Source organism: Lentzea alba (assembly GCF_047445655.1).
Classification (GTDB): Bacteria; Actinomycetota; Actinomycetes; order Mycobacteriales; family Pseudonocardiaceae; genus Lentzea; species Lentzea alba_A.
This window is the reverse complement of the sequence record NZ_JAJAEG010000011.1, coordinates 11,527-34,568: the sequence shown is the minus strand read 5'-3', so window position 1 is coordinate 34,568 and position 23,042 is coordinate 11,527. Positions and strand designations below refer to the sequence as shown.

The following is a 23,042-nucleotide window of genomic DNA, read 5'->3' as shown; positions in this document are numbered from 1 at the left end:
CTCACATTGGTGCCATGGTCGATGACTCCCCTGTCGTGCTGGACGGCGAATCCCTGGGCGGCGACGACGTGGTGCGCGTGGCGAGGTACCACTGCCCGGTGGAGCTGCACGCGGACGGCCTCGCGCGCCTCGAAGGGTCGTGGCGCGCGAGCCAGCGCCTCGTCGTGCGGCGACAGGTGTACGGCCGCACGACCGGAGTCGGCGCGAACCGCGACCAGATCGTCAGCACCGAGGGCTGGGCCGAGCACGGCCTGCGGCTGCTGCGCAGCCACGCCGGCGGTCTCGGCGGCATGCTCCCCGAGGAACAGGTGCGCGCCATGATGGTCGTGCGCCTCAACCAACTCCTGGCAGGCGGCGCCGGCGTGCGCAGGGCCGTGGCCGACGCGCTGCTCGCCGCCCTGAACAGCAGCTGCTACCCCGGCGTGCACGAGTACGGCGCGATCGGCACCGGCGACCTCACCGCCTTGGCCGAAACGGGTCTGACCCTGCTCGGCGAGCGCTACTGGCTCGGCTCCACGCAGACGCCCAACCCGATCGAGCTCGACTCGGGCGACGCACTGGCGTTGATCAGCAGCAACGCCCTCACCATCGGCATGGCGGGCCTGGCCTGGCACGACGCCCACCAGCTGCTCAAAGCCACGAACGTCGTCGCCGCGCTGTCGTTCCTCGCGGTCAACGGCGCCATCGAGGCCTACGACGAACGCGTCCACCTCGGCCGCCCGCACCCGGGCCAGGTGGCCGTGGCCGCCGACATGCGCCGCCTGCTCGGCGACCCCTCACGCCCGGCCGCGCGCATCCAGGACCCGTTCGGCTACCGCTGCTTCCCGCAGATCCACGGCCCGGCCGTGGACGCCGCCACAGACCTGCGCCGCGTCCTGGACGTCGAGTTCAACGCCGCCGCCGAGAACCCGCTGATCGTCGCCGACCAGTTCGGCCCCGACGACGACGCCGCGTACCACCACGGCGCCTTCCACAGCGCGTACCTGGGCCAGGCTCTGGACCGCCTGCGCCTGTCGATGCTGCACACCGGCCACCTGTCGACCGCCCGCCTGGCCACCCTGGTCGAACCGAACTTCACGGGCCTGCGCCCGTTCCTCGCCGAGGGCGTGCCCGGCAGCTCGGGCGTGATGATCCTCGAGTACAGCGCCAACTCCGCACTGGCCGAGGTCCGCACTCTCGCCGAACCCGCGAGCATCGGCAACGCCGTCGTGTCGCGCGGCCAGGAGGAGAACTCCAGCTTCGCCTTCCAGTCGGCCTCCCAGGCCCTGCGCTCCCTGGGCGCGTTCCGCCTGGTGCTCGCCTGCGAGATCGTCGCCGCCGTGCGAGCCCTGCGGCTGCGCGGCATCACACCCGACACCCCCGACCTGCGCGCCGCCTTCGAGGCCGCCGAGTCGAAGCTCAACCCGGACATGTCCGACCGCCAGCTCAGCCCGGACGTGGAGGTCGCCTCGGCCCTGCTGGACGACTTCGCATCGTGCTGACTCCGGGTTTGCCCACTGCCGCGAGCCGCGGGATGTGATGATCGTTCTCATGGGTCTCGCTCATGACGAAGTCGGCTCCGGTGCACCACTGCTGGTCGTGCCGGGAGGTCCGCTGCTCGCCCCGTCGTACCTGGGCGATCTCGGCGCAATCCCCGCGAGGATGCATCTGCTGCACCTGCGCGGCACCGGCAGGTCAGGACCTGCGGACCTCTCGGAGCTGCGGTTCGACCTGCACGTCGACGACGTCGAGGCCTACCGCGCACATGCCGGCTTCGAGTCGGTGGACGTGCTGGCGCACTCGGCGGGCGCGGCCATCGCGGTCCGATACGCCCTGCGGTACCCGGCACGGGTGCGGCGGCTGGTGCTGGTGACGCCCAGCCTGCGGTCGTTGGGCTTCGCGCCCGACCTGGCTCAACTGCGGGCAACGGCCGAGTCGCGTGCGCACGAGGACTGGTTCCCGGCGGTGAAGGACTCGCTCGAGGCCGTGCTGGGCGGAAGCACCGCATCCGACGACTGGGCGGCGGTGACTCCTTTCTTCTACAGCCGCTGGGACGACGTGGCTCGGGAACACGCGCGTGCCGCCGATGCGATCCGGCTGCCTGGTGCGGCAGCCGCCTATTACGCGGCTGGGGCGCCTGTTGCCTCGGCCGCCGAGTTGGCGGGGCTGGACATGCCGGTGTTGTTGCTGGCCGGTGAGGCTGACGCGCTGCCTTCGCCCGCGGCGGCGGAGGAGGCCGCGCGGTTGTTCCCCCAGGCCAGCGTCGTGGTGCAGCCGGAGGCGGGCCACTACCCGTGGCTGGACGACCCCGAGTTCTTCCGGAACGCCGTCGCCGGCTTCCTGGCCGAGTAACCCGGCCGGGCTGCGGCTCCGCTGTCAGCCGCCTTCGAGGGCACCGAGCGCTTCCGGTCTCTTCCTTCGCCTCCGTCTGATCACGCGTGACCCGGCTGTGAGCGATTTGCAAGATGCTGGCCCGGTGAGAGAGAAGTTGACCTGGGCGTTGGTGCCGTTGCCCGTGCTGCTCGCCGTCGCTTTCTTCGCCTACGCCTGGGGAATCGGCCTGCTGGGGGTGAGCGAGCACGGCGAGGCGTGCCAGAAGGGCCTGCACCACGAAGGCTCGCCCCTCAAGGAGGTGCGGACCGACCTTTGGCGACTCACCAGCACGTGCGCGTTCGAGGACGGCGCCACCCACGTCGAGCAACTGACTCCGTGGGTGCCACCGCTGGTCGCCACGAGCCTGGCCGGCGCCGCGGCCAGTGGTGCCATCGCGACCTGGGCTTACCGGCGGCGGTGAGCTGAGCCCTGCACCGGGCTGCACCCCCGGTGCAGCGCAACCCACCGTGGCGATCGCCCGCCGGCCACCGAAGGAACTGGACCTCAGCGCCCGCGAGAAGCGAGGCGGCCCGGCCGTCGAGGCGAGCGTGATGCGGGGCCGGCGCCGGGTTGCGTCGCCATCCCCGGCGCGGCGCAACCCGGCGTGGCGGTCACCCGCCGGCCACCGAGGGCAGGATTTGGATTTCGGCGCCCGCGGGGAGTGGGGTGGCTGGGCCGTCGAGGCGGCGGCATTCCTCGCCGTTGACGTAGAAGTTCACGTAGCGGCGGAGGGTGGCGCGTTCGTCGCGCAGGCGGCGGTCCAGGCCCGGGTAGGCGTTGGCCAGCACGTCCAAGGCGCCGCCCAGCGTTGCTGGTTCGGGCACGTCCACGTCTACGTGGGAGGCGCCGTCGGTTGCTGTGCGGAGGACGCCTGGGATCAGGACGGTCACCTTCACGTTGGGATCACCGCGGCTCGGACAGACATCACGTCGGGCAGGTGGGCTGCTACCTGGTGCCAGGTCTCGCCTTCGTCTGGGCTTGCGTAGACCTCGCCTGAGCGGGAGCCGAAGTAGACGCCGGGGACGTCGGCGGTGTCGGTGCACATGGCGTCGCGCATCACGGCTGTCCAGAAGGCGTCTGGTAGGCCGGTGCCCAGGGCCTGCCACGTGGCGCCGGCGTCTCGGGAGCGGTAGACGCGGCATTTGCCTTCTGGTGGGAAGCGGCGGCCGTCTGCCTCGATCGGGAACGTGAAGATGGTGTCCGGGTCGTGCGGGTGGACGACCATGGCGAAGCCGAAGTCGGTGGGCAGGCCCTCGGCGATTGACTGCCAGGAGTCGCCGCCGTCGTCGCTGCGGTACACGCCGTGGTGGTTTTGGGCGTAGAAGCGCGAAGGTGTCGAAGGATGCTGGGCGACCTTGTGGACGCACTGGCCGAACTCGGGCCACGGGTCGGGGAAGAAGTACGCCTTGATGCCCTTGTTGCGGGCTTCCCAGGACTTGCCGCCGTCGGAAGTGCGGTAGACGCCGCCGGTGGACATGGCCACGAGGACGCGATCGGGGTCCACCGGGTCCGGCACGATCGTGTGGACCGCCTGGCCGCCGAAGCCCGCGTCCCACTCCGGGCGGTGCGGGTGGTTCCAGAGGCCCTCCACGAACTCGAACGAGCGGCCGCCGTCCGAAGATTTGAACAGCGCTGACGGCTGGGTGCCTGCCCAGACCACGCCCGGTTGCGAGGCCGGGGCCGGCTGGAGTTGCCAGACGCGTTCCAGCGCGGCGTCGTCCACCGGGAAGGCGATCGGCGGTGTGGAGGACTCCTCCCAGGAAGCACCGAGATCGTCCGAAATGGACACTCCGGGGCCGAAGTGCGGGGAGGCCACTCCGGCCAGCAGGCGGGTGCCGGAGCGGACGTCGAAGGCCACGGCGTACACCTCCTGCATCGCGTGATGCGGGCCGTCCACCTGCCAGGTGACCCGATCCTCGCTGCGGGCGAGCCACAGCCCCTTGCGCGTACCGATCGCCAGCAACACCGTCATCGCAACGCAGCCTCCCGACCAACGAGAATGTGACTCACAGCACGTTACGCCGGGGGTCTGACAATTTCTGACTGTGCAGGAAACCCCACGTAGACCCGCAAGTTACTGACTGGTAGCGTCCGAACGGAGACGAAGGAGGCGCCAGTGCTGCTCGACCCGAACCACTACGACCCCGCCCACCTCGACGACGAGACCCGCCGCCTGCTCAGGGCCACGGTCGACTGGTTCGAGGCCCGCGGCAAGCGGCAGCTGATCGCCGACGCGCAGGACAAGGTCTGGTACACCGAGTTCCTGGACTTCGTGAAGCGCGAGAAGCTCTTCGCCACCTTCTGCACGCCGGCGAGCGTCGACGGCACCAAGCGCTGGGACGCCGCCCGCAACGCCGCGTTCAGCGAGGTTCTCGGCTTCTACGGGCTGCAGTACTGGTACGCCTGGCAGGTCACGGTGCTCGGCCTCGGCCCGATCTGGATGAGCGACAACTCCGAAGCCAAGCAGAAGGCGGCAGCCCTCCTCGACAGCGGCGCGGTCTTCGCGTTCGGCCTCTCCGAGAAGGAGCACGGCGCGGACGTCTACAGCACCGACATGATCCTCACCAAGACCGAGGACGGCTACCGGGCGAACGGCAGCAAGTACTACATCGGCAACGGAAACGTCGCCGGCATGGTCAGCGTGTTCGGCAAGGAAGGCGACGACTACGTCTTCTTCGCCGTCGACAGCCAGCACGAGAACTTCAAGCTCATCAAGAACGTCGTCGACAGCCAGATGTTCGTGAGCGAGTTCCGCCTCGACGACTACCCGCTCACCGATGCGGACATCCTCCACCGGGGAACAGACGCCTTCAGTGCGGCGCTGAACACCGTCAACGTCGGCAAGTTCAACCTCTGCACGGCCAGCATCGGCATCTGCGAGCACTCCTTCTACGAGGCGATCACGCACGCCCACAACCGGATCCTCTACGGCAACCCGGTCACCGACTTCCCGCACGTGCGCCAGAACTTCGTCGACGCGTACGCGCGCCTCACCGCGATGAAGCTCTTCGCGGACCGCTCAGTCGACTACTTCAGGTCAGCCAACGAGAACGACCGCCGCTACCTCCTCTTCAACCCCATCACCAAGATGAAGGTGACGAGCGAGGGCGAGAACGTCATCGACCTGCTCTGGGACGTCATCGCCGCCAAGGGCTTCGAGAAGGACACGTACTTCACCCGCGCCACCGCCGACATCCGCGCACTGCCCAAGCTCGAAGGCACCGTGCACGTGAACCTGGCCCTGGTGCTGAAGTTCATGCCGAACTACCTGTTCAACCCGAAGCAGTACGACGAGGTCCCCAGCGTCCACGAGCCCAAGGACGACGACTTCTTCTGGCACCAGGGCCCCGCGCGAGGCCTCGGCAAGATCCAGTTCCACGACTGGGAGCCGATCTACACCGAGCACGCCCACCTGCCCAACGTGCAGCTGTTCCACGAGCAGGCCAAGGCCATCAAGACCCTGCTCACCACCGCCGCACCGGACGCGGAACAGCAGAAGGACCTCGACTTCCTGCTGAACCTCGGCCACCTCTTCACCCTGGTCGTCTACGGCCAGCTGGTCCTGGAGCAGGCCAAGATCACCGGCACCGACGCAGCCGTCCTCGACCAGATCTTCGACGTCCTGGTCCGCGACTTCGCCGGCTACGCGACCGCCCTGCACGGCAAGCCGAGCAGCACCGAGGCCCAGCAGCAGTGGGCGCTCGGCCAGATCCGCAAGCCGCACGTCGACCAGCAGAGGTTCGACGCCGTGTGGCAGCAGGTCGTGGCCCTCTCCGGCCGGTACGAGATGCGCCCGTAAACCCAAACGGGACAGAAAGGGGGCGAAGCCGACAGGCCTCGCCCCCTTGACGTATCAGTTCCACAAACGTTTTCATGAGCACGCCGCCGCCCTCCGAGCCACAAGGAGCGCGTGCACGTGGATCACCGCAGATGGCGCACAGCCGCGCTGGCCGCACTCGTCGCCGCCAGCACCCTCATCGCACCCCAAGCGCAAGCAGCAGAAAAACCCGAGCTGGCCCTCACGCCGCCGATGGGCTTCAACAACTGGAACACCACGCACTGCCGCAACGACTTCAACGAAGAGATGGTCAAGGGCATCGCCGACATCTTCGTGAACAAGGGCCTCAAGGACGCCGGCTACGAGTACGTCAACATCGACGACTGCTGGGCCCTCCCGGAACGCGGCGCGGACGGCAACCTCGTCCCCCACCCCGTGCGCTTCCCCAACGGCATCAAGGCCGTCGCCGACTACGTCCACAGCAAGGGCCTCAAGTTCGGCATCTACACGTCAGCAGGAACCAAGACCTGCAACAGGGACAACGGCTTCCCCGGCGGCCTGAACCACGAGGAGCAGGACGCCAAGCTGTTCGCCAGCTGGGGCGTCGACTACCTCAAGTACGACAACTGCAACAACCAGGGCGTGGACGCGAAACTGCGCTACACCAAGATGCGCGACGCCCTGAACGCCACCGGCCGCAAGATCGTGTTCAGCCTCTGCGAGTGGGGCCAGAACAAGCCGTGGGAGTGGGCCAAGGACGTTGGCCACCTCTGGCGCACCACCGGCGACATCAGCGACAACTGGAACTCCATGGTGTCGATCGCCAAGCGCAACATGGTGCTGCACGAGTACGCCGGACCGGGCCACTGGAACGACCCGGACATGCTCGAGGTCGGCAACGGCGGCATGACGGACCTGGAGTACCGCAGCCACTTCAGCCTCTGGTCGATCATGGCGGCACCGCTGCTGATCGGCTCGGACCTGCGCAAGGTCACCCCGGAGACCTTCGACATCCTCAACAACCGCGAGGTCATCGCGGTCAACCAGGACAAGCTCGGCGTGCAGGCCAAGCCGATCCGCGCCGAGGGCGGCATGTACGTCCTCGTGAAGCCGCTCAGCAACGGCGACAAGGCCGTGCTGCTGTTCAACGAGAACGACAGCGCCGCCAACATCTCCGTGACGGCCCAGGACCTCGGTCTCACCCAGGCGGGCGGCTACAAGGTCCGCGACCTGTGGGCCAAGACCACCACGCACACCGCGGGCTCGATCAGCGCCGCCCTGCCCCCGCACGGCAGTGCGATGTACCGCGTCAGCGCCGCGCAGGACTGGTACAAGTACCCGCCGGCCATCACCACGGCCGCGGACGGCGAGGTCCTCTACCCGGGCGCCCTGCCGATCGTGCAGCCCGGCAAGTCCGTCACCTACACGACGTCGGTGACCAACTCCGGCCGCCTGCCGATCGCCCTGGTCCAGGCAACCCTGAACGTCCCGCAGGGCTGGACCGCGAAGGCGACGTCCAGCACCTTCAAGGCGATCCTGCCCGGCGAGAAGACGTTCAAGACCACCTGGCAGGTGACAGTGCCACCAGACGCGAAGGAAGGCCGCTTCCCGGTCGGCGCGAGCTTCACCTACCACTCGCCGCACGAGAACAACCCCGTGACCAGGCAGTACTCCACCGAGGCACTGGTACCGGGCGCGGCACCGAAGGGTGATCTCTTCGTGAGCGACCTGAAGTGGCTCAGGTCGGCCAACGGCCACGGCCCGGTCGAGGTCGACAAGACCAACGGCGAGGCGAAAGCCGGTGACGGCGGCCTGATCACCATCCGCGGCCAGGTCTTCACGAAGGGCCTCGGCACGCACGCACCCGCGCACATCGAGTACTACGCGGGCGGCGCGTGCTCGAAGCTGACCGCCACGATCGGCATCCAGGACAACAAGGTCAACCCGCTGAGCCTCGTGACCTACGAGGTGTGGGGCGACAACAAGAAGGTGTTCGACAGCGGCCCCGTCACCGGAGCCGACGCCGCGAAGGCGCTGGAGGCCAACGTGTCCGGCGCGACCGTCGTGCGGCTGGTCGTCACCGACGGCGGCAACGGCAAGTCCTACGACCACGCGAACTGGGCAGACCTGAAGATCACCTGCTAGTCGGGTTCCCGGTAGCGCTCCAAGGCCGCGATCATGAGTTCGAGACCGAACTCGAACTCATGGTCGTGGTCGAAGGTCCCCAGCTCGTCGATGACCTCGGCGGACAACGGAAACGCCGCCGCGTCAACGCCAACGTAGGGCGACAACGCGATCCCGCCCAGCTCGGGCGAGGTCGCGACCTCCCGCATCAACGTGCCGAGCAGGTACGACACCATCGCGCGCATCATCCCGACGGCGACCTTGCCCCGGAAGCCGGCCCGGTCGAAGTTCTGCAACGCGGCCTCGATGGTCATGAACCCGGCCTGCGTGCTCAGCCGCCGCGTCGCCAGCATCACGAACGCGCGGGGGTGCTGCCGCGCCAGCTCCCGCACCGCACGCGCGTGTGCCCGGAAGTGATCACGCCAGTCGTCACTGTCGACGTGGTACGGCCGGGCCTCCGACATGATCCGTTCGGCGGCGAGATCCACCAGCACGGCCTTGTTCGGCACGTGGTTGTACAACGACATCGTGCCCGCGCCGAGCTCGGAGGCGAGGCGCCGCATGGAGACTGCCTCGACGCCCTCACGTTCGATCAACCGCACGGCCGCATCCACGATGCGGTCGCGGGTCAACGGTTCACGTGACGAGGACACTGGCGCCGACCATATGACGTGGAGTAGCTTCCCTGCGACGTACGGCGTACGTAGGAGGCTCGTCCGGCATGACCGAATCGAAGGCGCTCAGAGCGCTGCGCGAGGCGATCGTCCTGGAGCACATGGAATGCCAGAACGACTTCGACTTCGACACCTCCCTGAACACGTTTCCTCACCCCCGCTACGAGATCATGGCGTCCGGCCAGGTCCTGGACGGCGTGGACGAGGTCCGCGCGTACTGGCAGCGCACCCGTGAGACGTTCCCCGACCAGCGCAGCAAGGTCATCGAGGTCCACCACGCCGATGACGCGGTGGTCGTCGAGTTCGAGCTGTCGGGAACGCACCTGGGCAGCCTCCTCGGTGAACAACCGTCGAACAAGTCCTTCAAGGTCAGGATGGTGGCTTTCTTCCTGTTCGAGAAGGACGTCCTGGTCTGCGAACGGGTCTACGGCGACTCCGCGACCGTCATGCAGCAGCTCGGCCTGCTGAACGCTCCTGACGAGTACACCGGCCCCTACTGAAACACGACCCTCACCTCACCGACGACCTGACCGCCACCCAGCACCGGCACGGACAGGTGCTCCTTGGCCGGCGACACGTCGAAGCCCAGCGCGGCCAGCGCCGTGAGCCCGATCGCCGTGGTGGCGCGGGGATTGCCGTCGAGCACCTTCACCGCGACCGCGTGCCCGGCGGTCGTCGCCAGCACCAGCACGCCCTCCGCACCACCCTTGGCCACCACGCCCGGCAGCAGCTGCATCACGACCGTGTTCACGTGCCCGGTCCCGCCGACGAACTCCGGATACTTGCGCATGGCACCGGCAACGGGCGTGCGCACCAGCCCCTGCATCGCGCGCGCCAAGCCGCGCAACGACAACGCGTACACCGGCGCGCCACAGCCGTCGACCGCCGTGTGCGCGACGGTCTCGCCGGAGAGTTCCTCCACCGTCCGCAACACCATCTGCTGCAACGGATGCGTTGGCTCCAAATAGGTCTGGGTGGGCCACCGGGCCGCCACGCACGCCGCCAGCATCGCCGCGTGCTTGCCCGAGCAGTTCATCCGCACGCGAGACGGCTCGGTCATCCGCTGTCGCGTCTCCTCGTCCTCCGGCCAGGACGCCGGGCAGCGCAGCAACCCCACCGGCAACCCGCCGAGCAGCTTCATCACCAGCTCGACGTGCCGGTTCTCCCCCGTGTGCGACCCGGCCGCGATGGCCAGCGCGGGCCCGGCCAGCGACGCTCCGGCGGACAGACAGGCCAGCGCCTGGAACGGTTTCATGCACGACCGCGGCAGCACCGCGTCGTCGACGGCCCCGACGGACACGCCGGCCGAGCCGTCCGGGTGCAGGCCGACCACGCTGCCGTGGTGCAGGCTCTCCACGAAACCGTTCCGCGTGACCTCAGCGAGCAGTTCTGGCAAGGGATGCCTCCAGGTAGCGCGACAGGCCCGACAGCGCGAGGTTGACGACCAGGTACAGCACAGCGATCACGAGGTAGGTCTGGATGAGCAGGCCGTTGTAGGTCGCCAGGACCTTGCCGTTGAACAACAGCTCCGTGTAGCTCACCACAAACCCCAGCGCGGTGTCCTTCAGCAGCCCGATCGACTGCGTCACCAGCGACGGCGCCATGTGCCGCACCGCCTGTGGCAACACCACCACTCGCCGTGCGGCGGTCTCGGTGAACCCCAACGACAACGCGGCCTCGCGCTGCCCGGGATCCACCGCCTGCACACCCGCGCGGAAGATGACGCCGAACGCCGCCGCGTGCGAGAAAGCGAGCGGTACTACCAATTTCCAGAACAACGGCAGGTCGACACCGTACGACGGCAGCACGAACAGCATCACGTAGACCAGCAGCAGCACCGGGATCATGCGCATCAGCTCGGTGTAACCGCGGGTGAAGCGGTTCGGCCACAACGCGAGCAGGACGCCACCCGCCATCGCCAGCACCCCCGTCGCCGCCGCGGCCAGCACCGTCGATCCCAGGCCGTTGAACAGATAACGCCACACCGGCCAGGTGAGATACGGCTGCCACTTCGCCGCGTCGAGCTGACCGTTGATCGCGAACTGCCGCAGTGCCAACGCGACCAGCCCCGCGACGACCACAACGGACACCACGCTGATCCAGAACACCCGCCGGCGCGCCCGCGGCCCAGGAGGGTCAAACACGCGCCCACCGCCGCTCCACGACGCCGGCCAGCAGCCCGATCCCACCGGCCAGCGCCAGGTAGCACAGGCCCGCACCCGTGAACACCAGCAGCGGACGGGCGAGGTCGAGGTTGATCCGGTTCGCCGCCCGCGTCAGCTCCACCACGCCGACCGCACCCGCCAGCGCCGTCGCCATCGTCAACGCGATGGCGATGTTCGCGAGCGGCTGCACGACCCGGCGCGCGGCCTGCGGAACGATGATGTGCCGCAACGACTGCCGGAACGTGAGCCCCAGCGCGCGGGCAGCCTCACCCTGCCCCGAAGCCACCGAGTTCACGCCCGACCGCAGCGCCTCGCAGACGTACGCGGCCTCGTACAGCGAGATCGCCAGGAACGCGCTCCAGAACAACGAGAGCGTCAGCCCGATCTCCGGCAGCCCGAACACGAACAGCACCAGCCACGCCAGCAGCGGCACGTTGCGCCAGACCTCCACGTACACCGCGCCGACCCCGCGCAGCACGGGAACCGGCGCGATCCGCAGCACCGTCACGAACAGGCCCACGACCAGCGCCGTGCCGAAGCACAGCACGGTCAGCAGCACGGTCGTGAGAAACCCTTCGAGGACAAGGCTCATGGGGTGATCGCGGGCGGAGCGGGAGCGTCACCACGCACGACCGTGCCGATCGAGGACTTCCACGTCTCCTGCCACAACCCGGTCTTCTGGATCTCGCGCAACCAGTCGTTGACGAACTTCGTGAACTCCTCGTCGCCGTGCTTGATCCCGATGCCGTACGGGTCGACCGTGAACGGCTCGCCGACCAGCTGCAGCTCGGCGTCCTTGCTGGCGTCCGCCACCAGGATCGCCTGGTCCTGCACGTACGCGTCACCACGGCCCTGCTTCAACGCCGTCACGCACTCCGGGTCGGAGGAGAACTCCACGATCTTCGCGGTCGGCGCCTTCTCCTTGATCGCCGCGATCGACGGGGTGTTCGCACCCGCGATCACCGTCTTGCCGGCCAGGTCCTCCGGCTTCGCGATGCCCGACGTGCCCTTCTTCACCGCGATCGCCTGACCGGACTGGTAGTACGGCCCGGCGAACGCCACGCGCTCCTTGCGGGCGGGCGTGATCGTGTACGTCTGCAGGATCACGTCCACGGTTCCGTTGTCCAGCAACGGCTCCCGCGTCTCCGAGGTCGCCGTCACCAGCTCGGTCTTCGGTGAGCCGAGGATGTACTGCGCCAGCAACCGGCCCAGCTCGGCGTCGAACCCGGTCAGCTTGCCCGACACCGGGTCCAGTTGGGACAGCAGCGGCGCGTCCTGCGATCCACCGATCTTCAGCACGCCCCGCTTGCGGATCTTGTCCACCGTGGACCCTTCGGCGACCGTGCCGCTGAACACCGGCCCGTTCGACACAGTCTCCTCCGGGGCGGCCGAACACCCGGTGAGCACCAACAGCGCGATCAGCAGCAGTCTCCCCATGACCTGGAAACTACCCACGGCGATCGAGCGGACACAAGACGTTGTCCTGCGGGTTGTCTAGTCCTCGTCCGCGAACGCCAGCTTCTTGCCCCTCCGCACGTACGGCAGCACCAGCGACACCACCGCCAGCATCAGGATGACCAGCGTCAACGGCCGCGTGACGATGGCGATGAAGCTGCCGTCGGAGATCACCAGCGCCCGCCGCAGCTGCGTCTCGGTCATCGGACCGAGAATCACCCCGAGGATCACCGGCGCGATCGGGAACCCGAACCGGCGCATGAAGTAGCCGAGCACACCGATCCCGTACGCGAGGAACACCTGCAACACGTTGCCGGACAACGAGTACACCCCCAAAGTGGCCAGCACGAGGATGCCGCCGTACAACACCGGCCGCGGCACCTGCAGCACCTTCACCCACACCTGGATCAGCGGCAGGTTCAGCACGAGCAGCAGCACGTTGCCGACGAACAGCGACGCGATCAACGCCCACACCAGGTCCGAAGACGTTTGGAACAGCTGCGGTCCCGGTTGCAGGTTGAAGATCTGGAACGCCGCCAGCATCACCGCCGCCGTCGCCGAGGTGGGCAGGCCGAGCGTCAGCAACGGCACCAGCACGCCGGAGAAGCTCGCGTTGTTCGCCGCCTCCGGTCCGGCCACGCCCTCGATGGCACCTCGACCGAAGTCGTTCCGCCCCGCTCGTTCAGCCCGGCGCTTCTCGAACGTGTACGACAGGAACGTCGGCACCTCCGCGCCACCGGCCGGCAGCGCGCCGAACGGGAACCCGATCGCAGCACCGCGCAACCACGGCTTCCACGACCGCTTCCAGTCGTCGCGCGACAGATAACCGGTGCGCAGCCGGGCTTTCTCCAGCGGCGCCACCGTGTCCGACCCGTCGCGCACGCGAGAAGCGCAGTACAGCACCTCACCGATCGCGAACAGCCCGACGATCACGATGGTGATGCCGATGCCCTCGGCCAGGATCGGCGCACCGAACGTGAACCGCGGCTGCCCGCTCACCGAGTCCAGCCCCACCAGGCCGAGGAAGAGCCCCAGCACCAACGAGATCAGTCCGCGCACCAGTGACGCGCCGAGCAACGCCGTCACCGACACCATCGCCAGCACGGCCAGCGCGAAGTAGTCGGCGGCCTGGAACTTCACCGCGAGCTCGCCGATCGGCTCGGCCACGAACGCCAGCAACACCGTGGAGATCACGCCCGCCACGAACGACCCGATCGCCGCCGTGGCGAGAGCCGCCCGCGCACGGCCACGACGAGCCATCTCGTGGCCCTCGATCGCGGTGGCCACCGACGCCGATTCCCCAGGCGTGTTCAGCAGGATCGACGTCGTCGACCCGCCGTACATCGCGCCGTAGTAGATGCCGGCGAACATGATGAACGCACCGGTCGGGTCGTCGAAGTTGAACGTGATCGGCAACAGCAACGCGATCGTCAGAGCGGGCCCGATGCCGGGCAGCACACCCACCAGCGTCCCGATCGTCACGCCCACCGCCGCGAACAACAGGTTCAGCGGCAGCAACACGGTGGCGAAGCCGTTCAGCAGGTCCATCACAGCGGCAGCACCCCACGCGGCAGGCGGATCGAGAGCAGTGACGTGAAGCCGAAGTAGAGGGCGACGGCCAGCAGCACGCCGACCACCACGTCACGAACGAGGGACCGCGACCCGAGGATCCGGGTCGTCAGCACGAACGACAACGCCGTGGAGATGATGTACCCCAACGGAATCACGACGTACGCATAACCGACGAGCGTGGCGATCAGGTACAGCGGCGTGCGGTCGAATCCCTCTGACGGTCCTGGTGCACGAACTGTCTGCGCCACGTACAACACCGCCAGCACGACCCAGGCACCGCAGACCACGAGCGGCACGAACCGCGGCCCGCTCACGCTCCAGTCGCCGCGGATCACCCAGACCTGGGTGAGGGCAACGACTCCGAGCGCCACGAGCACCAGCCCGAAGACCAGCTCACCGGAACGGAACCGCGTCACGACAACCCCAGCTCCTTGACGAGCTCGCTGATCCGCATGGTCTCGTTCGCGATGAAGTTCCGCGCCTCGGTGTCCTTCTTGTAGAAGTCGGTCCAGCCCTGCTTCGTCAGCGTCTCCTGCCACTTCGGCGAGCTGTGCAGCCTGTCCACCAGGGCGACGACGGCAGCACGGTCGACGTCGGAGAGCCCAGGACCGGCGACGAGCCCGCGCCAGTTCATCAGCTCGGCGTCGTAACCGGCCTCCTTCAACGAAGGCGCGCCGTTGGCACCCTTCGGCGAGGTCACCGCGAGCAGCCGCATCTGACCGGCGTCGATGTTCGCCTTGAACTCGCTGACCCCCGCGACACCTGCTGTGACGTCACCGGACAGCACACCGGCCTTGGTCTCGCCACCACCGGAGTAGCCCACGTACTGGATCTTCTTCACGTCAGCACCGGCCGCCTTCGCGAGCACGCCGACCACCAGGTGGTCGCTGCCGCCCGCGGAACCGCCGCCCCACTTCACCGAGGCCGGGTTCGCCTTGAAGTCGTCGACGAGCTGCTTGATGTTCTGGTACTTCGAGTCCGACCGCACCACGATCGCCTCCGCCTCGGCGGTCAGCGTCGCGATGGGCGTGGCCTGGGTGAGGTCGCTGCCGTTCTTCGCGCGTTCGGTCGCACCGATCATCACGAGCCCGGTGACCATCCACTGGTGGGCGTCACCCTTGCCCTTGCTGAGCAGCTGCGCGAGTCCGGTCGCACCACCCGCGCCGACGACGTTCGTGACCTCGACCGCCTTGTCGTAGAGCTTGTCGTCTCGCAACGCGGACTGCATCGCGCGGGCCGTGAGATCCCATCCGCCGCCAGCTGCCGCCGGCGCCATGATCTCCAGGTTTCTGCTGGGGAACGCGGCCCCGCCACCACCTGCGGTGTCGGTGAACTGACCGCAGGCGGACAGCGCGACCACAGCGGTGACAGCAGCCGCTGTCTTGAGTGACGGCTTCATTGCACGTCTTCCCTTCGATCCATCTAGTGGTACGTTTGAACCGCCTGGCGGTTTCTCGGGACTATAGGTCGCCCCTTCGGCGGTGGCAAGGCTCATAGGAGGTGCCCGTGCTGCTCGACGGGATTCGAGTGCTCGACCTGACGAACGTGCTGGCAGGGCCGTTCGCGAGCTACCAGCTGGCGCTCTTCGGCGCCGACGTGGTCAAGGTGGAGGCGCCACGCACGGGCGATCTGGCCCGCCAGCTCGGCGCGGATCCCGAGCTCAACGACGAGCTGCTCGGCGCGTCCTTCCTCGCCCAGAACGGCGGCAAGCGCTCGGTCACGGTCGACCTGAAGTCCGAGGAGGGCAAGCAGGCGTTCCGCCGCCTGGTCGCCGACGCCGACGTGGTGCTGGAGAACTACCGGCCCGGCGTGCTCGCCCGGCTCGGTTTCCCCTGGGACCTGCTGAAGGAACTCAACCCACGGCTGGTGTACTGCGCGATCTCCGGCTTCGGGCAGACCGGTCCGATGCGCGCGCGACCCGCGTACGACCAGGTGATCCAGGGCCTGGCCGGGATGATGAGCGTGACCGGCAAACCGCAGGACGCACCGTTGCGCGCGGGCTACCCGATCGCGGACACGATGGGCGGGCTCGCGGCGGCGTTCGGCGTCTGTGCGGCTCTGGTGCAACGAGAACGCACCGGCATCGGCTGCGAGCTCGACGTCTCGATGCTCGACACCGCGATCACCGCGCTGGGCTGGGCCGTCTCGAACTACCTCATCGCGGGCACGGAACCCGCCGCCGCAGGCAACGACAACATGACCTCCGCACCGTCCGGCACGTTCCGCACGGCCGACGGAGAGCTGAACATCGCGGCGAACAAGCAGGAGCAGTTCGTCGCGCTGTGCCGGGTGCTCGGCCGGATCGACCTGGTCACCGACGCCAGGTTCGTCACGCGCGAGGACCGCAAAGCAAGTCGCGAGGCGTTGCAACACGAGCTGGAAGCCAGTCTGCGCAAGCGATCCGCGCTGGAGTGGGAACAGCTGCTGGCGCCGGCCGGTGTCCCCGCCGCCCGCGTGCTGACCGTGCCGCAGGCCCTCGACCTGGTGCCGTCGCTGATCCACACCCTGCCGTTCCCCGGTACCCCCGAACGCACCATTCGCGTGCTGGGCAACGGAATCCGGGTCAACGGCTGCCCGGTTGCCCCCAGTTCACCGCCGCCCCTGCTCGGCGAGCACAACGACGAGGTGCTGACATGACAGCCAGAAACATGATTACCGCAACCCAGTGGTGGCAAACAGCTCTGGTGCGCATCCAGCCCGGCGAGATCGCGTTGCGCGGCTATCCGATCGAGCAGCTGATCGGCGAGATCTCCTTCCCGCAGGCCATCTGGTTGCTGCTGCGCGGCGAACTTCCCACCCCGGCCCAGGCGAAGCTCCTGGAAGCCGCCCTCGTCGCCGCCGTCGACCACGGCCCGCAGGCACCCTCCATCGCGGCGGCGCGGATGGCCGCGACGTGCGGCGTCGGGCTGAACAACGCCGTGGCCACCGGGGTGAACCTGCTCGGCGACGTGCACGGCGGCGCGGGCCAGCAGGCGATGTCGATGCTGCGCGACCTGCGCGACAGCGACCTGCCGCTGCCGAAGGCGATCGAGGAGTACCGGCGCTGGCACCGGTTCCTGCCCGGTTTCGGGCACCGCTTCCACCCGCGCGACCCGCGGCGGGATCCGTTGCTGCGCCTGGTGGCCGAGGCCGTGGAGGAGGGCGTCGTGTCCGGCGAGTACCTGGTGATCGCCCTGGAGGTCGAACACGCGATCGCGCCGGTGCCGATGAACATCGACGGCGCCACCGCGGTGATCTACGCCGAGCTCGGCTTCCCGCCGGAGCTCGCGCGCGGGCTGTTCGTGCTGTCCCGATCTGTCGGGATTCTGGCGCACGCGTGGGAAGAACAGCAGTCCGGCGCCCGGATCAAGGGGCCGATCCCGCGGCCGTTGCTGGCCGACTACACGGGTCCCGCACTGCGCGACCTACACGACGGCCGGAAGCCCCAGCCGTGAGACTTCCGCTGCCGCGTCAGCGAGTGCGGTCCGGAACAGCGGCACCCGGTCCTCGGTGAACCTGGTCGTCGGGCCACCGAGGGCCAACGCGGCCACGACCCGGCCCTTCTTGTCGACCACCGGCGCCGCGACACCGGACGCACCCGACTCGCGTTCTCCGTGGCTGACAGCGAACTTCTCGGCCGCGGCCTCGGCGATCTGCTCCCGCAGACCCTCCCCCGCGCGCTCGACCATGGCGTCCACGACGTCCGCCGGCGCGTCCCCGAGCAGGATCTTCGACGCCGCTCCCGCCCACAACGGCATCTCGTCGCCGATCCGCACCACGTGCCGCAACGTCTGCGGCCCCTCGGCCTGAGCCACGCACACCCGCGCGAAACCCTGACGCACGTACAGGTTCACGGTCTCCCGGCTCGACGCGGCCAACGCCTCCAGCACCGCGCGCACCTCGAACGGCAGCTCCCAGGCCGCGCGCGCCAGCCGCGCCCACCGCATCAGGCCGGCGCCGACCGTGACCTGGCCGTCGGGGCGTTCCCACAACATGCCCGTCGACGAGAGAGTGGCGACCAGCCGGACCACGGTTGTCTTTGGCAGCCCCGAAACTCGGGCCAGCTCCGCGACCGGCCACACCATCCGCTGCTCGGTGAAGTGCCCGAGGAGGTCGAGAGCCCGGGTCACGCTGCGCACTGCACCGTCTTCTGCTGCCACCACTACACGGTACAACCGAACCGCCAGGTGGTCCGAACATGACAAAGCCGCCTGCACCCGTGAATTAGGTCAGGCGGCTTTGTGACAGATCAGATGTGCTGACCAGTCAGACTCAGACGGCGCGAACGCCCTGGGCCTGCGGGCCCTTCTGGCCCTGACCGATCTCGAACTCGACCCGCTGGTTCTCCTCGAGAGCCTTGTAGCCGTTCATCTGGATCTCGGAGTAGTGGACGAACACGTCGGCGCCACCGTTGTCGGGGGAGATGAAGCCGAAGCCCTTCTCCGCGTTGAACCACTTGACGGTGCCCTGTACTGCCATCTTGCTACTTCTCCTCTAACAGGTGCCGGATCGCGCTCGCGACCACCGGGTCAAGCTGGAGAGCTGCGTCCTCTCCGGAACCTGGAGAAACCACACGCTCACTAACTTCGCTTCCGCGAGCGTGGGACACGAACACGAAAACGTACGACCAAGGACAGTCAACCATGACCCCCTGGTCTCAGTCGAGCCATCAATCGCGCTGCTACCGTGAGACCCCGAACGACCACGCGGAGGGGAATCCGTGCCCGAGCATCCGACGGTTTCGATCGACGTGTCGATCGCGTCACAGGTGGCCTCCGGCCTGCACGCGCTCGTCGCGAAGCACCTGTCCGCGGCCCGTGCGAAAGAGGCTCCGCGGCGGTCCGGCGACACCTACGTGAACAAGGTCAGCGGCACCGTCGACGGCACCGTCATCCAGATCGGCCGGATGCACGGGAACGTGAACGACAACCGGGGGCGGTAACCTGGTGGGTCGTTGACCCAGGGGGCCGTGCTTGACCGGCAGCGAACGACTGCTCTTCTTCTTCGTCGGCTTGGTGACCACATTCGTGTTCATCCGCATCAGCGTGCGGTTGATCAGGGCGAAGGTGCGCTGGTGGCCGCGAAACATCGTGCACGGCGACACGCACGTGCATCACGTCGTGTTCGGCACGGTGCTGCTGCTCCTGTCCAGCGTCACCAGCCTGGTCATCCCCGACGACCTGCACGGTGCCCGGCTGGTGGCCGCCGCCGGACTCGGGGTGGGCGCGGCGCTGGTGCTCGACGAGTTCGCGCTGATCCTGCACCTGCGGGACGTGTACTGGACCAAGGCGGGCCGGCTGTCCGTCGACGCCGTCTTCCTCGCCATCGGCCTGACCGGCACGTTCCTGCTCGGAGCCCGGCCGCTGGGCTACGACGAGGTGCTGCAGCTCAACCCGGACACGACGCCGACCGACACGTTCACGCTGCGGCTGATCACGATCGGCGTGAACCTGTGCTTCGCGATCGTGGCCCTGCTGAAGGGCAAGATCTGGACCGGGCTGCTCGGCCTGCTCGTGCCGGTGGTGCCCGCGGTGGGGGCAGTCCGCCTGGCCCGGCCGGGCTCGCCGTGGGCGCGCTGGCGGTACCCGGAGGGCTCGCGCAAGCTCACCCGCGCGTACCGGCGCGAGGCGCGGATCCGGCAGCCGATCATCCGGGCGAAGATCGCCGTGCAGGAGTTCATCTCAGGACGTCACGACCTGCCCGACGAACGGGGCAGGCCGTGATCGAGCGAGCGCCGTGGCGTGAAAACCAGCGGGCCGTTTCGCGGTCAGACGGGCGCATCGCGGTGCCGCCTCCACGTCCTCATACCGGAGTCGTATGGGGGCGTGGAGGCGGTGCCGCGAGGCGTCCTGCTGAGCGTGAAACGGCCCGCCGGTTTTCACGTCACGGCGCTCAACCTCCGAGGATGTCCTGCTGCGCGCACGCCTGAGCGAGGTCGCCGGCGCACAGTTCCTGCGGCTTGACGATGCCCTCGGTCACCAGCGTTCGCACGGTGTCCTTCTTGATGAGCGTCGCGCCGAGCAGCACGGACTTGATGTCGCGCCGCGCGACGGGATCCCGCAGGTTGCCGGTGGCGAGGTCGTCGGCACCCTCCAGGTCGCCGCGAGCGATCGCGATGGCCAGCCGGGCCGCCGCCTCCGCCTCGTCGCGCACGGGCTTGTAGACGGTGATGCACTGCTCGCCGCGCAGCACCGCGCGCAGACCGTCCACAGTGGCGTCCTGCCCGGTGACCGGCACCTTGCCCGCGAGGTTCTTGCGCCGCAGCACCTCGATCACCGCGCCGGCCAGGCCGTCGTTGGCCGCGACCACGCCGTCGACCTTGTTGTTGTTCTCGCTCAGGATCTGCTCGAACAACTGGCCGCCGAGCTTGTTGTCCCAGTCAGCGACGGGCTGCGACTTGACCAGCTTCAAGGCGCCGCTGTCGTACTTCGAGGACAGCCGCGACTTCTGACCCTGCGTGAACAGCGTCGCGTTGTGGTCGGTCGGGGCGCCCTCGATCTCGATGATCTGCGCGCCCTGCTTGTCGCCGAGGCAGCCCAGCAGACCGTCCGCCTGGAGCTGGCCGACGTTCACGCTGTCGAAGCCGACGTGGTACTCGGCCTGGCCGCCGAGCGTCACGCGGTCGTAGTCGATGACCGGGATGTTCGCGGCTTTCGCCTTCTTCTGCACGGCGAGACCACCGGCCGCAGACAACGGCGTGATCATCAGGACCTTCACCTTGCGGCGGATCATCTCGTCGGCGATCTGTGCGAACTTCGCCTCGTCGCCCTCCGCGTTCTCCATGAACGGTTCGATGTCCGCGTAGTTGAACGCCTGGCTCAGCAGCGGCCGATCTTGTTCTTCCCAGCGCGTGGATGTCGTTCGGTCGGGAAGGATTACCCCGACGATTGGTTTGGGTCCACGCGCGGGCAGCGTCGGAGCACCCTGACCAGCGTCACCGCAGGCAGTCAGGAGAAAGAGCAGGCACGCCGACGTTGCCATTACCCGTCTTCGCATAATCGCGGATTGCATCGCTTGAATGTTGTTAAGTCAAGATTTGTTCGGGACCATCACGCTCCGCTTCCGGTCGGCTACAGTTCGATTCCGTACGAAAGGCGCTGATGCGTGGGGAATTTTCGTGTCAGTGTGTCGGACTTGGGCGGCAATCGGGGGCCGCTCCGTGTTGTTGGATCCAGCCCTGACCGGGTGTGAGGAGACAGCTAGGTGAGAACGACCAGAACCGTGATGGCGGTGGCGGCAACGGTGTCGCTGATCGCCGCGGGTACTTCGGCGGCGGGGGCAGCGCCGGCTTCGGCCGGATCGCAGCAGAAGGACACCGAGTACACCGTCCTGCTGGAGCAGCCCGGAAACCGCGATTACGCGATCGACGCCGTGCAGAAGGCCGGCGGTGAGGTCGTCCGGGCCAACGACGCCGTGGGTCTGCTGACGGTCAAGGCGCCCGCGAACGGCTTCGTGGAGAAGGTGTCCGCTTCGGACGCCGTCGTCGGTGCCGCTCGGTCGAAGCCGATCGGGCACGCTCCCGCCGCGCGCAAGGCCGAGGCGACCAAGCGCGACAACGTGGAGAAGGAGAACAAGTCGGAGCAGGCCGCCAAGGCTCCGGCCGCTTCCAAGGCCACCGCGGGCATGGACCCGCTGGACGGCGACCTGTGGGGCCTGAACCTCGTGCGCTCCAACATCGCGCGGGCCAAGCAGGCCGGTGACAAGCGCGTGTACGTCGGCATCCTCGACACCGGTGTGGACGGTTCCCACCCGGACATCGCGCCGAACTTCAACAACGAGCTCTCGCGCAACTTCACCGTCGACATCCCCAACGACTCCGACGGCGGCGTGTTCGACGGCCCGTGTGAGTTCCGCGGCTGTGTCGACCCGAACAACTGGGACGACGGCGGCCACGGTACGCACGTCGCCGGCACCATCGGCGCCGCTGCCAACGGCTTCGGCATCTCCGGTGTCGCGCCGGGTGTGTCGCTGGTCAACATCCGCGGTGGCCAGGACGCCGGCTCGTTCTTCCTGCAGCCGGTCGTCGACGCGCTGACCTACGGTGCCGACGTCGGCCTCGACGTGATCAACATGTCGTTCTACGTCGACCCGTGGTACATGAACTGCATCAACGACCCGACGGCTTCGCCCGAGGAGCAGCTGGAGCAGCAGACGATCATCGCGTCCGTGCAGCGCGCGCTGAACTACGCGCACCGCAAGGGCGTCACGCTGATCGGTGCCGGTGGCAACAACCACGAGGACCTCGGCAAGCCGCGTCAGGACACCGTGAGCCCGAACTACCCGCCGGGCCACAACCGTCCGCGTCCGATCGACAACGCGACCTGCCTCAACCTGCCGACCGAGGGCAACCACGTGATCTCGGTGTCGGCTCTGGGCCCGTCGACCGCGAAGGCCGACTACTCGAACTACGGCCTCGAGCAGACCTCGATCTCGGCTCCCGGCGGCTGGTTCCGCGACGGCCTCGGCACGCCGTGGTACCGCACCAACGAGAACCTGATCCTGTCGACCTACCCGCGCAACGTCGCTCTCACCGATGGCGCGATCGACGAGGCCGGCAACATCACCCCGGCCGGTCTGGCCGCGGGCGTGAAGAAGGCCGTCGACGGCGACAAGGTCGGCTACTACCAGTTCCTGCAGGGCACCTCGATGGCCGCCCCGCACGCTTCCGGTGTCGCCGCCCTGATCGTCAGCCAGTACGGCAAGAAGGACAAGGGTCGTCCTGGCCTGACCCTCTCCCCCGACAAGGTGGAGAAGGTGCTGTACAAGACGGCGATCCAGCGCGCGTGCCCGAGCCCGCGCCTCGTCGACTACACGCCGGTCGGCCGCCCCGCGGAGTTCAACGCGCTCTGCGAGGGTGACGCGAAGTTCAACGGCTTCTACGGTCACGGCATCGTGGACGCCTACGGCGCGGTCACCCGCGGCGGCCAGTTCATCTGATTTTCG

24 protein-coding genes are annotated in these 23,042 nt (G+C 68.2%); 11 read left to right on the top strand and 13 right to left on the bottom strand.

Translation table 11 applies throughout. The features are described 5' to 3' along the window. Positions 1-14: 14 nt before the first annotated feature. From LFM09_RS19390 to LFM09_RS19380, 3 genes are all read left to right on the top strand, one after another. On the top strand, positions 15-1,481 hold the full coding sequence (locus LFM09_RS19390) for an aromatic amino acid ammonia-lyase (RefSeq protein ID WP_414097892.1): 1,467 nt from the start codon (positions 15-17) through the stop codon (positions 1,479-1,481). Positions 1,482-1,530: 49 nt separating this feature from the next. After that, positions 1,531-2,331 carry an alpha/beta fold hydrolase gene (locus LFM09_RS19385; RefSeq protein ID WP_414097891.1) on the top strand — a complete coding sequence of 267 codons (801 nt, stop codon included), beginning with the start codon at positions 1,531-1,533 and terminating at the stop codon, positions 2,329-2,331. Between the two features lie 124 nt (positions 2,332-2,455). After that, positions 2,456-2,773 (top strand): hypothetical protein, encoded by a 318-nt coding sequence (locus LFM09_RS19380; RefSeq protein WP_414097890.1) that lies wholly within the window; start codon positions 2,456-2,458, stop codon positions 2,771-2,773. Positions 2,774-2,963: 190 nt separating this feature from the next. Here LFM09_RS19380 and LFM09_RS19375 read toward each other — a convergent pair whose 3' ends face one another. Both LFM09_RS19375 and LFM09_RS19370 read right to left on the bottom strand, forming a co-directional pair. Further along, positions 2,964-3,248, bottom strand: coding sequence for a ubiquitin-like small modifier protein 1 (locus LFM09_RS19375; RefSeq protein ID WP_414097889.1), 285 nt, complete (start codon positions 3,246-3,248; stop codon positions 2,964-2,966). Further along, positions 3,245-4,324: a WD40/YVTN/BNR-like repeat-containing protein gene (locus LFM09_RS19370; protein WP_414097888.1), complete on the bottom strand. Its 1,080-nt coding sequence runs from the start codon at positions 4,322-4,324 to the stop codon at positions 3,245-3,247. The genes LFM09_RS19375 and LFM09_RS19370 overlap by 4 nt, the downstream gene beginning before the upstream one ends. Before the next feature lie 144 nt (positions 4,325-4,468). On the opposite strand from LFM09_RS19370, the gene LFM09_RS19365 reads away from it, so the two are divergent. Both LFM09_RS19365 and LFM09_RS19360 read left to right on the top strand, forming a co-directional pair. Next, positions 4,469-6,151, top strand: a complete 1,683-nt coding sequence (locus LFM09_RS19365) for an acyl-CoA dehydrogenase (RefSeq protein ID WP_414097887.1) — start codon at positions 4,469-4,471, stop codon at positions 6,149-6,151. Between the two features lie 117 nt (positions 6,152-6,268). Beyond that, a complete protein-coding gene (locus LFM09_RS19360) occupies positions 6,269-8,275 on the top strand; it encodes an NPCBM/NEW2 domain-containing protein (RefSeq protein WP_414097886.1) in 2,007 nt (668 codons plus the stop codon). Here the strand turns inward: LFM09_RS19360 and LFM09_RS19355 are convergent. Then, positions 8,272-8,907 carry a TetR/AcrR family transcriptional regulator C-terminal domain-containing protein gene (locus tag LFM09_RS19355; RefSeq protein WP_414097885.1) on the bottom strand — a complete coding sequence of 212 codons (636 nt, stop codon included), beginning with the start codon at positions 8,905-8,907 and terminating at the stop codon, positions 8,272-8,274. The genes LFM09_RS19360 and LFM09_RS19355 overlap by 4 nt on opposite strands. Positions 8,908-8,975: 68 nt before the next feature. Here LFM09_RS19355 and LFM09_RS19350 point away from each other — a divergent pair, with 68 nt between their 5' ends. Further along, positions 8,976-9,428, top strand: coding sequence for an ester cyclase (locus LFM09_RS19350; RefSeq protein WP_414097884.1), 453 nt, complete (start codon positions 8,976-8,978; stop codon positions 9,426-9,428). Here LFM09_RS19350 and LFM09_RS19345 read toward each other — a convergent pair. From LFM09_RS19345 to LFM09_RS19315, 7 genes are read right to left on the bottom strand one after another with little or no spacing between them, the layout of a single operon-like run. Further along, positions 9,422-10,324 carry an asparaginase gene (locus LFM09_RS19345; RefSeq protein ID WP_414097883.1) on the bottom strand — a complete coding sequence of 301 codons (903 nt, stop codon included), beginning with the start codon at positions 10,322-10,324 and terminating at the stop codon, positions 9,422-9,424. The genes LFM09_RS19350 and LFM09_RS19345 overlap by 7 nt on opposite strands. Then, the gene (locus tag LFM09_RS19340) at positions 10,305-11,072 is read right to left on the bottom strand and encodes an amino acid ABC transporter permease (protein ID WP_414097882.1); all 768 of its coding nucleotides are present in this window, start codon (positions 11,070-11,072) and stop codon (positions 10,305-10,307) included. Before LFM09_RS19340 ends, LFM09_RS19345 begins: the two co-directional genes overlap by 20 nt. Further along, a complete protein-coding gene (locus LFM09_RS19335; protein WP_414097881.1) occupies positions 11,065-11,685 on the bottom strand; it encodes an amino acid ABC transporter permease in 621 nt (206 codons plus the stop codon). Before LFM09_RS19335 ends, LFM09_RS19340 begins: the two co-directional genes overlap by 8 nt. After that, a complete protein-coding gene (locus tag LFM09_RS19330) occupies positions 11,682-12,530 on the bottom strand; it encodes a glutamate ABC transporter substrate-binding protein (RefSeq protein WP_414097880.1) in 849 nt (282 codons plus the stop codon). The genes LFM09_RS19335 and LFM09_RS19330 overlap by 4 nt, the downstream gene beginning before the upstream one ends. Positions 12,531-12,587: 57 nt before the next feature. Beyond that, positions 12,588-14,096: a tripartite tricarboxylate transporter permease gene (locus LFM09_RS19325; RefSeq protein WP_414098126.1), complete on the bottom strand. Its 1,509-nt coding sequence runs from the start codon at positions 14,094-14,096 to the stop codon at positions 12,588-12,590. Beyond that, positions 14,096-14,536 carry a tripartite tricarboxylate transporter TctB family protein gene (locus tag LFM09_RS19320; RefSeq protein WP_414097879.1) on the bottom strand — a complete coding sequence of 147 codons (441 nt, stop codon included), beginning with the start codon at positions 14,534-14,536 and terminating at the stop codon, positions 14,096-14,098. Before LFM09_RS19320 ends, LFM09_RS19325 begins: the two co-directional genes overlap by 1 nt. After that, positions 14,533-15,519, bottom strand: a complete 987-nt coding sequence (locus LFM09_RS19315) for a tripartite tricarboxylate transporter substrate binding protein (RefSeq protein WP_414097878.1) — start codon at positions 15,517-15,519, stop codon at positions 14,533-14,535. The genes LFM09_RS19320 and LFM09_RS19315 overlap by 4 nt, the downstream gene beginning before the upstream one ends. A gap of 107 nt (positions 15,520-15,626) precedes the next feature. Between LFM09_RS19315 and LFM09_RS19310 the strand changes: the two genes are divergently transcribed. Both LFM09_RS19310 and LFM09_RS19305 read left to right on the top strand, forming a co-directional pair. Then, positions 15,627-16,757 carry a CaiB/BaiF CoA transferase family protein gene (locus LFM09_RS19310; protein WP_414097877.1) on the top strand — a complete coding sequence of 377 codons (1,131 nt, stop codon included), beginning with the start codon at positions 15,627-15,629 and terminating at the stop codon, positions 16,755-16,757. After that, complete coding sequence (locus LFM09_RS19305) at positions 16,754-17,554, top strand: citryl-CoA lyase (RefSeq protein WP_414097876.1); 801 nt, start codon at positions 16,754-16,756, stop codon at positions 17,552-17,554. Before LFM09_RS19310 ends, LFM09_RS19305 begins: the two co-directional genes overlap by 4 nt. Here the strand turns inward: LFM09_RS19305 and LFM09_RS19300 are convergent. Then, on the bottom strand, positions 17,525-18,259 hold the full coding sequence (locus LFM09_RS19300; RefSeq protein ID WP_414097875.1) for an IclR family transcriptional regulator: 735 nt from the start codon (positions 18,257-18,259) through the stop codon (positions 17,525-17,527). The two genes, LFM09_RS19305 and LFM09_RS19300, sit on opposite strands and share 30 nt — an antisense overlap. A gap of 112 nt (positions 18,260-18,371) precedes the next feature. Beyond that, positions 18,372-18,578 carry a cold-shock protein gene (locus tag LFM09_RS19295; RefSeq protein ID WP_030468404.1) on the bottom strand — a complete coding sequence of 69 codons (207 nt, stop codon included), beginning with the start codon at positions 18,576-18,578 and terminating at the stop codon, positions 18,372-18,374. A gap of 241 nt (positions 18,579-18,819) precedes the next feature. On the opposite strand from LFM09_RS19295, the gene LFM09_RS19290 reads away from it, so the two are divergent. After that, positions 18,820-19,041: a hypothetical protein gene (locus tag LFM09_RS19290; protein WP_414097874.1), complete on the top strand. Its 222-nt coding sequence runs from the start codon at positions 18,820-18,822 to the stop codon at positions 19,039-19,041. Between the two features lie 31 nt (positions 19,042-19,072). Beyond that, positions 19,073-19,822 carry a hypothetical protein gene (locus LFM09_RS19285; protein ID WP_414097873.1) on the top strand — a complete coding sequence of 250 codons (750 nt, stop codon included), beginning with the start codon at positions 19,073-19,075 and terminating at the stop codon, positions 19,820-19,822. Positions 19,823-19,991: 169 nt separating this feature from the next. Here LFM09_RS19285 and LFM09_RS19280 read toward each other — a convergent pair whose 3' ends face one another. Next, positions 19,992-21,095: a sugar ABC transporter substrate-binding protein gene (locus LFM09_RS19280; RefSeq protein WP_414097872.1), complete on the bottom strand. Its 1,104-nt coding sequence runs from the start codon at positions 21,093-21,095 to the stop codon at positions 19,992-19,994. 228 nt (positions 21,096-21,323) lie between these two features. Here LFM09_RS19280 and LFM09_RS19275 point away from each other — a divergent pair, with 228 nt between their 5' ends. Next, complete coding sequence (locus LFM09_RS19275) at positions 21,324-23,036, top strand: S8 family peptidase (protein ID WP_414098125.1); 1,713 nt, start codon at positions 21,324-21,326, stop codon at positions 23,034-23,036. Positions 23,037-23,042 lie beyond the last annotated feature (6 nt).

Excerpts from the sequence above, each read along its gene's own strand:
- LFM09_RS19280 (WP_414097872.1), bottom strand. The coding sequence starts at position 21,095 with ATGCGAAGACGGGTAATGGCAACGTCGGCGTGCCTGCTCTTTCTCCTG.
- LFM09_RS19275 (WP_414098125.1), top strand. The coding sequence starts at position 21,324 with ATGGCGGTGGCGGCAACGGTGTCGCTGATCGCCGCGGGTACTTCGGCG.
- LFM09_RS19315 (WP_414097878.1), bottom strand. The coding sequence starts at position 15,519 with ATGAAGCCGTCACTCAAGACAGCGGCTGCTGTCACCGCTGTGGTCGCG.
- LFM09_RS19370 (WP_414097888.1), bottom strand. The coding sequence starts at position 4,324 with ATGACGGTGTTGCTGGCGATCGGTACGCGCAAGGGGCTGTGGCTCGCC.
- LFM09_RS19325 (WP_414098126.1), bottom strand. The coding sequence starts at position 14,096 with ATGGACCTGCTGAACGGCTTCGCCACCGTGTTGCTGCCGCTGAACCTG.
- LFM09_RS19335 (WP_414097881.1), bottom strand. The coding sequence starts at position 11,685 with ATGAGCCTTGTCCTCGAAGGGTTTCTCACGACCGTGCTGCTGACCGTG.
- LFM09_RS19330 (WP_414097880.1), bottom strand. The coding sequence starts at position 12,530 with ATGGGGAGACTGCTGCTGATCGCGCTGTTGGTGCTCACCGGGTGTTCG.
- LFM09_RS19350 (WP_414097884.1), top strand. The coding sequence starts at position 8,976 with ATGACCGAATCGAAGGCGCTCAGAGCGCTGCGCGAGGCGATCGTCCTG.
- LFM09_RS19390 (WP_414097892.1), top strand. The coding sequence starts at position 15 with ATGGTCGATGACTCCCCTGTCGTGCTGGACGGCGAATCCCTGGGCGGC.
- LFM09_RS19305 (WP_414097876.1), top strand. The coding sequence starts at position 16,754 with ATGACAGCCAGAAACATGATTACCGCAACCCAGTGGTGGCAAACAGCT.
- LFM09_RS19295 (WP_030468404.1), bottom strand. The coding sequence starts at position 18,578 with ATGGCAGTACAGGGCACCGTCAAGTGGTTCAACGCGGAGAAGGGCTTC.
- LFM09_RS19385 (WP_414097891.1), top strand. The coding sequence starts at position 1,531 with ATGGGTCTCGCTCATGACGAAGTCGGCTCCGGTGCACCACTGCTGGTC.